This is a genomic window from Arthrobacter sp. RT-1, assembly GCF_003367205.1.
Classification (GTDB): domain Bacteria; phylum Actinomycetota; class Actinomycetes; order Actinomycetales; family Micrococcaceae; genus Arthrobacter.
Genome location: NZ_QRGQ01000007.1, coordinates 224318 through 235349 on the forward strand (window position 1 = coordinate 224318; position 11032 = coordinate 235349).

The following is an 11032-nucleotide window of genomic DNA, read 5'->3' on the forward strand; positions in this document are numbered from 1 at the left end:
ACAGCCCCGGCCCTTCCGGCACCGTCACTGCCCGTAGAAAACCCGTTCGAAGACCGCACGGGCGCGCCGACTGACACGCAGGTAGTCCTCTTCCAGAGCGGCGGCATTGCCTGGTTCGTAGCCGCACCACCTGGCCACCGCTTCCAGGTCGCGGCGGGACGACGGCAGGAGGTCCGAGGCCTTGCCGTTCCAGATGACGTTCGCGGACCTGATCCTGCTGGCCAGCCGCCATGCCTGGGCCAGGAGGTCAGCATCGTCCTGCGTGAGCAGGCCCGCACGGGCAGCGGCTTCCAGGGCCGGCACGGTGGAGGTGGTCCGCAGTTCCGGCTGTTTGCCGGCGTGCTGGAGCTGGAGCAGCTGGACCAGCCACTCGACGTCGCTCAGGCCGCCGCGGCCCAGCTTAAGGTGCCGTGCGGGATCGGCACCCCGGGGCAGCCGTTCGGATTCCACCCGGGCCTTGATCCGGCGAATTTCGCGGACGTCCTGTTCCGACACCGATTCCGGGTACCGGATGGGGTCGATGAGCTGCAGGAAATCGCGGGCCAGTCCGTCGTCCCCTGCCATGGGGCGTGCACGCAGCAGCGCCTGGGCCTCCCAAATGAGCGACCAGCGGCGGTAGTACTCGGCGAAGGAGTCCAGGGACCGAACCATGGCCCCGCTCTTTCCCTCCGGGCGCAGGTCCGCGTCCATTTGCAGGACCCGTTCGGCCATGATGGCCGGTTTCAGCGGCTGGGTCAGCAGGCTGGAGATCTTGGCGACAATCCGGGACGCCTGTTCCTGCGCCTCTTCCTCGGAGTAGCCGGGCAGCGCCCGGTGCACGTACATCACATCGGCGTCGGAGCCGTAGCCGATCTCGCGGCCGCCCTGCCGTCCCATCGCTACCACCAACACGGCGGTCTTCAGCGGCCCGTTGGCGGAGACAATGCCTTCCGCCACCCGGAGGGCACCCAGGACTGCTGCCCTGTCGGTGTCGGCAAGGGCGGCACCCACCTGGTCCTGGTCCAGCAGCCCGGCAGAGTCCGCGACCGCAATCCGCAGGGTTTCACGCCGACGGATCAGCCGGATGAGGCGCATGGCACTTTCCGGATCGGCGTGCCTGGACATTTTGGAGGTGATCTCCTGCCACTGCGCCTCAAACGACACCGGCACCAGGTCCTTGTCCTGGCCCAGCCAGGCTACCGATTCGGGCGACACCTCCAGCAGGTCCGCTATGAGCCGTGAATTCGAGAGCATGTGGCACAACCGCTCCGCGGCCGCGTTGGAGTCCCGGAGCATCCCCAGGTACCAGTGGGTGGTGCCCAGCGCCTCGCTGACCCGGCGGAAGGCGAGCAGCCCGGCGTCGGGGTCCACTCCTTCGGCCAGCCAGTCCAGGAGGATGGGCAGCAGTTGCCGCTGCAGCGCGGCACGCCGGCTGACTCCCGCCGTCAGTGCTTCGATGTGCCGCATGGCGCCCTGGGGGTCGCGGTAGCCGAGGGCCGCGAGCCGGCCCTGCGCGGCTTCCGGCGACAGCCTGGCGTCCTCGCTGCTGAGCTTGGCGGCCGTGTTCAGCAGCGGCCGGTAGAAGATCCGCTCATGCAGTTCGCGGACGGACCGCTTGGTCTTCTGCCAGGCCGCCATCAGCGCGTCAGGGTGGGGCCGCTCGTTCGAGAAGGGGCCCAAAACCGCTTTGGCCAACGAGCGCAGTGCGGGTTCCGCGACGGGCATGAGGTGCGTCCTGCGCAGCTGGAACAGCTGGATCCGGTGCTCCAACAGCCGCAGGTAGCGGTAGGCGTTGTCGAATGCGGCGGCGTCCGAGCGGCCGATGTAGCCGCCCGCGGACAGGGCAGCGATCGCGGAGGTGGTGTCCCGCCGCCGCAATGTCTCATCCGCCCTGCCATGGACCAGCTGCAGCAGCTGGACCGTGAACTCAACATCCCGCAGCCCGCCGCGCCCCAACTTGATCTGCCGCTGCTCCTCCGCCGGCGGGATGTGTTCGGTCACCCGGCGCCGCATCGCCTGTACGGACTCCACAAAGCCGTCCCGGCTTGCCGAACTCCAGATCAGCGGCGCCACTGCATCCTCGTAGCGCCGCCCAAGGTCGGCGTCCCCGGCGATGGTGCGGGCTTTGAGCAGGGCCTGGAATTCCCAGCTTTCGGCCCACCGCGCGTAGTACGTCTCATGCGAGGCAAGGGTCCTCACCAGGGGCCCGGACTTGCCCTCCGGCCGCAAGTTCGCGTCCACCTCCCACAGGCCAGGTTCGCGTGCCACGGAGGAAATGGCGCGGGAAATCCCACTCGCCAGGGCCGTGCCAATGGTGTTGGCCTGCGCATCGTCAAGGCTTCCGCCGTCCACGACGTAGATGACGTCGACGTCGGAAATGTAGTTCAGCTCGCGCGCCCCGCATTTGCCCATGCCAATGACGGCCAGCCCGACGTCGGCCACTTCGGCGACGCTGTACTGGTCCGCCGCTTCGGCCCGCGAGACGGCGAGGGCGGCCTCGATAGCTGCGCCGGCGAGGTCTGCGAGTTCGCCGCCCACAGCGGGCAGGAAGTCGAGCGGATCGGCGGCACACAGGTCTTTGACCGCGAGGTCCACCACTCCCCTGCGGTAGGCCGTGCGCAGCGCGGCATAGGCCTCCGCCCCGGTAGCTGCTGCCACGGGACGGGCGGCGCGCGGATCGGCGCCTACTGCCTGCAGAAGGGTTGCGCGCAGCGCAGCAGGATCCGCGGGCAGGGGCTCCGGGCTGGCGCGGACCTTGAAGGCGTCAAGGTGCTCGGGGTGCCGGATGAGGAACTCGCCCAGCGCTTCGGACGCACCCAGCACCCTGTACAGCGGTTCGCTCGTTTCCGGGTCCGCGGCCGCCAGCGTCCGCAGGTCCGGATGTTTTTCGATCAGCCGGACCAGGGACTGCAGGGCGGTGTCCGGGCTGGCCGCCATCTGCAGTCCGGTGAACAGCGTGTCCTGGTCCAGCCCCTCCAGTTCCCGGGCAGCGAGGAACCGCTCGCCCTTCTCCAGGTCGCTGAAACCGGCCGCAATAAGGCGGCGTGCCAGGCTCACGCCCGCCGCCTAGAGAATGCCGAGGTTGCGCTGCAGCTCGTAGGGCGTCACCTGCAGCCGGTAGTCCTGCCACTCTGCGCGCTTGTTGCGCAGGAAGTGCTCGAAGACCTGCTCGCCCAGGATCTGCGGCATCAGCTCCGAATCCTCCATGGAACGGATTGCATCGTGCAGGCTGGCCGGAAGCGGGTCGTGGCCCATGGCGCGGCGCTCAGCCGAGCTCAGCGACCAGACGTCGTCCTCGGCAGCAGCGGGCAGGTCGTAGCCTTCCTCGATACCCTTGAGCCCGGCGCCCAGCAGCACCGCGTAGGCGAGGTACGGGTTGGCGGCCGAGTCGATGCCACGGTACTCGATCCGGGCGGACTGGCCCTTCCCCGGCTTGTACAGCGGAACACGGACCAGCGCGGAGCGGTTGTTGTGGCCCCAGCTCAGGTAGCTCGGCGCCTCGCCGCCGCCCCAGAGCCGCTTGTAGGAGTTCACGAACTGGTTGGTGACGGCCGTGAATTCGGGCGCGTGCTTGAGGATGCCGGCAATGAACTGGCGGGCGGTCTTGGACAGCTGGAACTCTGCGCCGGCCTCGTAGAAGGCGTTGGTGTCGCCCTCGAACAGGGAGAAGTGGGTGTGCATGCCGGAACCCGGGTGCGCGGTGAATGGCTTGGGCATAAAGGTGGCGTAGGTGCCCTGCTGCAGTGCCACTTCCTTGATGACGGTACGGAACGTCATGATGTTGTCCGCCGTCTGCAGGGCGTCGGCGTAGCGCAGGTCGATCTCGTTCTGGCCGGGTCCGCCCTCATGGTGGCTGAACTCCACGGAAATGCCCACGGACTCCAGCATGGTCACAGCGGTGCGGCGGAAGTCCTGGGCAACGCCGCCCGGGACGTGGTCGAAGTAGCCGCCCTCGTCCACCGGTACCGGTGCGCCATCGGGACCAAGGTCCTGCGACTTGAGCAGGTAGAACTCGATTTCCGGGTGGGTGTAGCACGTGAAGCCCATGTCGGCGGCCTTGGCGAGCGTCCGCTTGAGGACGTTCCGCGGGTCCGCGGCGGAGGGCTCGCCGTCGGGCGTCAGGATGTCGCAGAACATGCGCGACGTCTGCTCCGTCTCGCCGCGCCACGGCAGGATCTGGAAGGTGGACGGATCCGGCTGCGCCAGCATGTCCGACTCGAAGACACGGGCCAGGCCCTCGATGGCAGATCCGTCGAAACCGAGCCCTTCCTCGAAGGCGCCTTCAACCTCGGCGGGCGCCAGGGCCACAGACTTGAGCGAACCCACGACGTCGGTGAACCACAGGCGCACGAAACGTACGTCGCGCTCTTCGATTGTGCGCAGGACAAACTCTTGCTGGCGGTCCATGATGGCCTCTTCTCCGGTCAACGTGCATGCTCCGGGGTCCGCAGGATGGGGGATGCCGGCAGCAGTTCACAAACACTGTACTAAGCATTCGACGCCGATGCTGGAGCCTGGGCCGCGCGTAACACAGCGTTAACACCCCAGACGCGCTTTGAGGGCCGCGCGTCCGGTGATCCCGGCCTCCCGCAGCGGCCGCCGGAGGCCTCTGTATGACGCTTATCACCCGTACGTCAGGCTTTCGGCGGTAGCTAGGACGGCGGGTACCGCATTACGCTCATGCCATGGCCTCAAGCAGCAGTTCTGACTCAAGCGTGTCCGCCGACGTCCCCGCCCCCTACGGCAGCGGGCCCGGGCAGGCCGCACCCGCTTCAGGACCGAAGCCGGGCAAGGTGCGCATCCACCACCTGCAGCAGGCCAAGAAGGACGGCACGAAGTTCGCGATGCTGACGGCCTACGAGCAGTACACGGCCGAGATTTTCGACGCCGCCGGCATCGAGGTGCTCCTGGTGGGAGATTCCGCCTCCAACAATGTGTTCGGCAACGAGACCAGCCTGCCGGTCACCGTGGACGAGCTGCTCCCCCTGTGCCGCGCCGTCGCCCGGTCCGCCAAACGGGCCCTGGTGGTGGCCGACCTGCCCTTCGGCAGCTACGAGGTCTCCGCGGAGCAGGCGGTCTCCGCCGGTGTCCGCTTCCTCAAGGAAGGCCTGGCCCACGCCGTCAAGATCGAAGGCGGCGCGTACTACGCACCCACAGTCCGCGCCATGGTGCAGGCCGGTATCCCGGTCATGGCCCACATCGGCTTCACCCCGCAAAGCGAGCACGCCCTGGGCGGTTATCGGGTGCAGGGGCGCGGCGATGACGCCCAGCGCCTGATTGACGATGCCGTTGCACTGGCAGACGCCGGCGCGTTTTGTGTGTTGATGGAAATGGTGCCCGCGGACACGGCAGCCGCGGTGGACGCGGCCGTCGGCGTTCCCACGGTGGGCATCGGCGCCGGCAAGGAAACCACCGGCCAGGTGCTTGTCTGGCAGGACATGGCCGGCCTCCGCGGCGGCCGGATGGCCAAGTTCGTCAAACAGTACGCAGACCTTCGCAGCACCCTCCTGGACGCTGCCACAGCCTACGGCGACGACGTCCGGTCGGGGCAGTTCCCCGGGCCCGAGCACTCTTTCTAGCCCGCACGCCCGGCCGCCACCGGTCGGCCTGCTACCCCGGCCCGCACCCGAGGCGGGGCGGGACGCGTACCTCAGTCGTCGTCGTCGTTCTTCTCCCAGGCCTCATTGCGGGCCCGGACCTTCTCGAGGGCGTGTTCGGCTTCTTCCCTGGTTTTGTAGGGGCCGATCAGCTGGCTCCAGTCCGAGAGCCGGTCCTCTTCCACCTCGTGGGTTTTGATGTTGTACCAGTACTCAGTCATCGTTGCTCCCGTTCCGGCAGGCAGGGAAGCCGCAGCGTGACGCGCGTAACTTAAAGCCCTACGCAGGTCCTCCGCGGCTTCCGGTTGTTAGGCGTTCTGTGGTGCCTTATATGATCAATCTATGCCTTCCCTTGCCTCGACTGCACCCATCGGCACCCTCACCCCCGGTACTATCGGCCCGCAGCGTCCCGTCCCGGCCTCCATCCCACGCCCGGAGTACGTCGGCAAGCCCGCCCCCGCCAAGTTCACGGGGTCCGAGGTCAAGTCCGCCGAGACCATCGAGAAGATCAGGATCGCGGGAAAGATCGCGGCCCAGGCCATCGTGGAGGTGGGCAAGCACATCCAGCCGGGCGTCACCACGGACCAGCTGGACAAGGTGGGCCACGAATTCCTGCTTGACCACAAGGCGTACCCGTCCACCCTCGGCTACCGGGGCTTCCCGAAATCACTGTGCTCCTCCCTGAACGAGGTCATCTGCCACGGCATCCCGGACAGCACGGTGGTGCAGGACGGCGACATCATCAACATCGACATCACTGCCTTCATCAACGGCGTCCACGGCGACACCAACTACACCTTCCTGGTGGGCGACGTGGACGAGGAATCCCGCCTGCTGGTGGAACGGACGCAGGAGTCGCTGAACCGCGCCATCAAGGCTGTGGCCCCCGGCCGGGAGATCAACGTCATCGGCCGCGCCATCCAGTCCTACGCCAAGCGGTTCGGCTACGGCGTGGTCCGCGACTTCACCGGACACGGCGTGGGCGAAGCCTTCCACACGGGCCTGATCATCCCCCACTACGACGCCGCCCCGGCCTACAACACGGTCATCGAGGCGGGCATGGTGTTCACCATCGAGCCGATGCTCACCCTGGGCACCGTGGAGTGGGACATGTGGGCGGACGACTGGACCGTGGTCACCAAGGACCGCCGGCGCACCGCGCAGTTCGAGCACACGCTGCTCGTGACCGAATCCGGCGCCGAGATCCTCACCCTGCCCTAGCCTGATGCACTAACCAGCTTTTCCGGTTCTTGACCGGACACCCATCCGGGCCGGCCACCGGCCGCCCTTCCCTGCCCGCCCCTGCCACGAACGGAAACCAATTGGCCAAGAAGGACGAGAAGTCGCACAAGAACGCCCCGCTGATCGGCATCGACATCGGAGGCACGGGAATCAAGGGCGGCATCGTCGACCTCAAAAAGGGCAAGCTCCTGGGCGAACGCTTCCGGGTGCCCACCCCGCAGCCGGCCACGCCCGAGTCCGTGGCGGAGGCCGTGGCACTGGTGGTGGCCGAACTCTCGGCCCGCCCCGAAGCGCCCGAAGCGGGTTCACCCGTCGGCGTCACCTTCCCCGGCATCATCCAGCACGGCGTGGTGCACTCCGCAGCCAACGTGGACAAGGCCTGGCTGGACACCAACATTGACGCCCTTCTCACCGAGCGCCTCGGGCGGCCGGTCGAGGTCATCAACGACGCCGACGCCGCGGGCCTGGCGGAGGCGCGCTACGGCGCCGGCGCCGGCGTTGCCGGCACAGTCCTGGTGATCACCCTGGGAACCGGCATCGGCTCTGCCTTTATCTTTGACGGCAAACTCGTGCCCAACGCCGAACTGGGCCACCTGGAAATCGACGGCCACGATGCGGAAACCAAAGCCTCAGCAGTGGCCCGTGAGCGCGACGGCCTGACCTGGGACGAATACAGCGTGCTGCTGCAGCGCTACTTCTCCCACGTGGAGTTCCTGTTTTCCCCCGAGCTGTTCATCGTGGGCGGCGGAATCTCCAAGCGGGCCGACGAATACCTGCCCAACCTGAAGCTGCGCACCCCGATCGTGCCGGCCGTCCTGCGCAACGAGGCAGGCATCGTGGGCGCCGCCATCGAGATTGCCCTGAAGCACAAGCTCGCAAAGTAATCCAGGAGCCGTCAGTTAAGACAGGACGCCCCCTTCCGGTACCGGAAGGGGGCGTCCTGTCTTTTGGTGCCGGTGGCGGCTGCGGCTTCCCCTCCACCGCCGCCACCGGAGATTAGAGGCGGCTTTTCTCTGAACCCTTGGCGCTCTTGGCCGCTGTCCCCTTGGCGTCTTCCTCCGCCTCGTGGCGCAACAGGGAGATGGCCGTTTCAAAGTCTTCAAGGGACTCAAAGGCCTGGTAAACACTCGCGAAGCGCAGGTATGCCACCTTGTCCAGTTTCTGCAGCGGCCCGAGGATAACGAGCCCTACCTCGTGGGCGTCGATTTCCGCTGCGCCTGAGGCGCGGATCTGCTCTTCGACTTCCTGCGCCAGCAGCGCAAGGTCATCCTCGCTGACGGGGCGGCCCTGGCAGGCCTTCCGCACACCGTTGATCACTTTGCTGCGGCTGAAAGGCTCGCCGACGCCCGAACGCTTGATGACGGACAGGCTGGTGGTTTCAACGGTGGTGAACCGGCGGCCGCACTCGGGGCACTGCCGGCGCCGGCGGATGGCTGAACCGTCGTCCGCCATGCGGCTGTCAACGACGCGTGAATCAGGATTGCGGCAGAACGGACAGTACATGGCGTCCCTCTCTCGCACGGTCCCGGTGCCGGGACTTCCCAATTGGCGGCGCAGTGGTGCCGCGCCGTAGCGTCTTCCAGTTTACGGGCACATCTAGCGTAATAACAAGCCTGTAATTACTACATGTAGTGCTTAGGAGCCGGGGAAACGGGCGGTCACGGCATCGCCGTGCGCGGGCAGATCCTCCGCACGGGACAGGTTCACGATGTGGCTGCTGACTTCCTCCAGCGCGGCCCTGCTGTAGTTGACCACCTGGATGGCCCGCAGGAAGGTGTTGACGTTGAGACCGGAGGAGAAGGCCGCCGTACCGCTGGTGGGGAGCACGTGGTTTGACCCGGCGCAGTAGTCACCCAGGCTGACGGGGCTGTAGTCCCCGACGAAGATGGCACCGGCGTTCCGGATCCGCGCCGCGACGGCAGCAGCGTCCCTGGTCATGATTTCCAGGTGTTCCGCCGCGTAGGCGTCACAGGCGGCGATGCCCTGGTCCAGGTCCTCCACAAGCACCACGCCGGACTGCGGCCCGGACAGGGCTTCCTTGACCCGGGCGGAGTGCTTGGTGGACGCCGCCTGGCGGTCCAGCTCCGCGCGGACAGCGGCTGCAAGGTCTTCGGAATCCGTTATAAGCACCGACGCCGCCTGGGGGTCGTGTTCGGCCTGGCTGATCAGGTCCGCCGCCACCAGCGCGGGCTGGGCGGAGGAATCGGCAAGGATGGCGATTTCGGTGGTGCCGGCCTCGGAGTCGATGCCCACCACGCCTTTGACCAGGCGTTTGGCGGTGGCCACGAAGATGTTGCCGGGGCCTGTGACGACGTCCACGGGCTCCAGCACGGGCCCGGCCTGGGTTCCGGCCACGCCGTAGGCAAAGGCGGCGATGGCCTGGGCGCCGCCGATCGCGTACACCTCCGTGATTCCCAGGAGTGCTGCCGCGGCCAGGATGGTGGGGTGCGGCAGACCGCCGAATTCCTTTTGCGGAGGCGATGCCAGGGCGATGGACTCCACCCCGGCTGCCAGTGCCGGAACCACATTCATGATCACCGAGGACGGGTACACGGCCAGGCCGCCCGGCACGTAGAGGCCCACGCGCGCCACCGGGACCCAGTTCTGGCTGACCACCGCGCCGTCGCCAAGTTCCACGTCGAGGTTCCGGGGGCGCTGCCCGTCGGCAAACTTCCGCGCGCGGCTGATTGACTCCTCCAGCGCCCGCCGGACCGCCGGGTCCAGCTGGTCCAGTGCAGCGGCGAGGGCTTCCTGTGGAACGAGCGGGTGGTCCTGGGTGACGCCGTCGAACCGCAGTGCCAGTTCGGCGAGGGCCTCAAAGCCCCGCTTGCGGACGTCCGAGATGATGTCGAGGACCTTTTCTTCGGCGTTGGCTACCGTCTGGCCCTGTGCCCGCGGCACGGCGGCACGCAGGCCCGCGAGCGTGAGGCTTTGCCCCCGCACGTCGACGGTGCGAAAGTTCACGGCGGCGGTGGCGGGCGTGGCAGGAAACTCCGGAGTAATGGTCACCGGACTATTTTACGTGGCTGAACCGTGCCTCTTCCGAACCGGCACCCCCGTCCGGCTTCTTCCGCAGCAGGTTCAGCAGTTCCAGCACGAAGACCGCCACCGCCGTGGCAGCCGGCCACAGCAGCAGTACCGGCAGGGCGCGCAGCGAGAATTCGATGCTGGCGTTGGCGGTCGCGTCCACCGCCGGTCCCCACAGCCGGGCGGACAGCATGCCCGCCTGCCAGGCGAGGAGGTTGCCCACCAGCGCGCCGGCGAGGCCCATGAGCAGTGCAGCCTGCGGATCCGCGCGTTTTTTGTCGGTGAGGAACACCGCCAGCAGGCAGCCGGCGAAGAGCATGAGCCCGGCAAGGGTCAGGTCACGCGGCAGCCAGACTACGGGGTTGCCCCCGCTGCCCAGGTCCGGATCCCTGGTGACCAGGTTCAGGCCGCCCGGGGCAAGGAGCCACCAGAGGATACCCGCAGGCACCCCTGCCACCGCCGGAACCGCCAGCATTGCCCACGGCAGCCGCGACGGGGTACGGCGGAAGAGTTTCATCATGCAACAAACCTTAACAAATGTTCCTGCCCGGCCATCCGGTGACGCGGTGTGTCAGGAGTTACCCGGCGCGGCCCGGGGACCATACGCTTGAAGGAAGCACCAAGCCATCCAGCTGTCAGGAGTTCCGGTGACCGACAATAGCGCGCCCTTCGAGCGGACGTTCAGGGAGATGTTCCGCCGGCATGCCGCCGGGGTTGCCATCATCACGGTGAACTATGAGGACAAGCCCTTCGGGTTCACGGCAACCTCCGTGGCCTCACTCTCCGCCAAACCTCCACGCTTCACCTTCAACATGGCCCGCAGCTCCAGGTCCTGGCCTGCGGTGGCCAACACCACCTACCTGGGCGTCCACATGCTCGGGCTCGAAAACCAGGAACTGGCCGAGCGTTTCGCCGGCACCAGCAACCGCTTCGAGGGCGACCACTGGGAGGTGGGCCCGCACGGCGTGCCTGTCCTGAAGGATGTGGCAGGGTGGCTCATCGGCGAGGTGCAGATGCGGCTGTCCTTTGAGAACAACGCCGTGGTGGTGGTGCAGGTGGTTGACGGGCAGGTGGGCGGGGACGCTTCTCCCCTGCTGTACCACGGCGGGGGCTACAGCCAGCCTGTCCCCCTCGACTACGAAATCTGACCCCCGGCAAACAGCCGACGACGGCGGGACTGGCTCCCG

The 11032-nt window shown here is 67.4% G+C and carries 10 protein-coding genes; 4 read left to right on the forward strand and 6 right to left on the reverse strand.

Annotated features, from left to right (window positions below; genetic code table 11):
- Positions 1-24: 24 nt before the first annotated feature.
- Together DXK94_RS08590 and glnA are read right to left on the reverse strand one after the other, a co-directional pair.
- Positions 25-3036 (reverse strand): bifunctional [glutamine synthetase] adenylyltransferase/[glutamine synthetase]-adenylyl-L-tyrosine phosphorylase, encoded by a 3012-nt coding sequence (locus DXK94_RS08590; RefSeq protein WP_115524642.1) that lies wholly within the window; start codon positions 3034-3036, stop codon positions 25-27.
- Between the two features lie 9 nt (positions 3037-3045).
- Positions 3046-4386, reverse strand: a complete 1341-nt coding sequence (glnA, locus tag DXK94_RS08595; RefSeq protein ID WP_079597235.1) for a type I glutamate--ammonia ligase — start codon at positions 4384-4386, stop codon at positions 3046-3048.
- A gap of 278 nt (positions 4387-4664) precedes the next feature.
- Here glnA and panB point away from each other — a divergent pair, with 278 nt between their 5' ends.
- Positions 4665-5558 carry a 3-methyl-2-oxobutanoate hydroxymethyltransferase gene (gene panB / locus DXK94_RS08600; protein ID WP_115524643.1) on the forward strand — a complete coding sequence of 298 codons (894 nt, stop codon included), beginning with the start codon at positions 4665-4667 and terminating at the stop codon, positions 5556-5558.
- A 71-nt stretch (positions 5559-5629) separates the two neighbouring features.
- Here the strand turns inward: panB and DXK94_RS08605 are convergent, their stop codons facing one another.
- Complete coding sequence (locus DXK94_RS08605) at positions 5630-5797, reverse strand: SPOR domain-containing protein (protein ID WP_115524644.1); 168 nt, start codon at positions 5795-5797, stop codon at positions 5630-5632.
- Positions 5798-5918: 121 nt separating this feature from the next.
- Here DXK94_RS08605 and map point away from each other — a divergent pair, with 121 nt between their 5' ends.
- Complete coding sequence (gene map / locus DXK94_RS08610; RefSeq protein ID WP_079597150.1) at positions 5919-6797, forward strand: type I methionyl aminopeptidase; 879 nt, start codon at positions 5919-5921, stop codon at positions 6795-6797.
- A gap of 101 nt (positions 6798-6898) precedes the next feature.
- The gene (gene ppgK, locus DXK94_RS08615) at positions 6899-7702 is read left to right on the forward strand and encodes a polyphosphate--glucose phosphotransferase (RefSeq protein WP_115524645.1); all 804 of its coding nucleotides are present in this window, start codon (positions 6899-6901) and stop codon (positions 7700-7702) included.
- 112 nt (positions 7703-7814) lie between these two features.
- Here ppgK and nrdR read toward each other — a convergent pair whose 3' ends face one another.
- From nrdR to DXK94_RS08630, 3 genes are all read right to left on the reverse strand, one after another.
- The gene (gene nrdR, locus DXK94_RS08620; protein WP_115524646.1) at positions 7815-8321 is read right to left on the reverse strand and encodes a transcriptional regulator NrdR; all 507 of its coding nucleotides are present in this window, start codon (positions 8319-8321) and stop codon (positions 7815-7817) included.
- A 132-nt stretch (positions 8322-8453) separates the two neighbouring features.
- Positions 8454-9827 (reverse strand): histidinol dehydrogenase, encoded by a 1374-nt coding sequence (hisD, locus tag DXK94_RS08625; protein WP_115524647.1) that lies wholly within the window; start codon positions 9825-9827, stop codon positions 8454-8456.
- Positions 9828-9831: 4 nt separating this feature from the next.
- Positions 9832-10365: a hypothetical protein gene (locus DXK94_RS08630; RefSeq protein ID WP_079597154.1), complete on the reverse strand. Its 534-nt coding sequence runs from the start codon at positions 10363-10365 to the stop codon at positions 9832-9834.
- A gap of 127 nt (positions 10366-10492) precedes the next feature.
- Between DXK94_RS08630 and DXK94_RS08635 the strand changes: the two genes are divergently transcribed.
- Positions 10493-10993 carry a flavin reductase family protein gene (locus DXK94_RS08635; RefSeq protein ID WP_079597155.1) on the forward strand — a complete coding sequence of 167 codons (501 nt, stop codon included), beginning with the start codon at positions 10493-10495 and terminating at the stop codon, positions 10991-10993.
- The last annotated feature ends 39 nt before the right edge of the window (positions 10994-11032 follow it).

Excerpts from the sequence above, each read along its gene's own strand:
- glnA (WP_079597235.1), bottom strand. The coding sequence starts at position 4,386 with ATGGACCGCCAGCAAGAGTTTGTCCTGCGCACAATCGAAGAGCGCGAC.
- panB (WP_115524643.1), top strand. The coding sequence starts at position 4,665 with ATGGCCTCAAGCAGCAGTTCTGACTCAAGCGTGTCCGCCGACGTCCCC.
- DXK94_RS08605 (WP_115524644.1), bottom strand. The coding sequence starts at position 5,797 with ATGACTGAGTACTGGTACAACATCAAAACCCACGAGGTGGAAGAGGAC.
- map (WP_079597150.1), top strand. The coding sequence starts at position 5,919 with ATGCCTTCCCTTGCCTCGACTGCACCCATCGGCACCCTCACCCCCGGT.
- nrdR (WP_115524646.1), bottom strand. The coding sequence starts at position 8,321 with ATGTACTGTCCGTTCTGCCGCAATCCTGATTCACGCGTCGTTGACAGC.
- DXK94_RS08630 (WP_079597154.1), bottom strand. The coding sequence starts at position 10,365 with ATGATGAAACTCTTCCGCCGTACCCCGTCGCGGCTGCCGTGGGCAATG.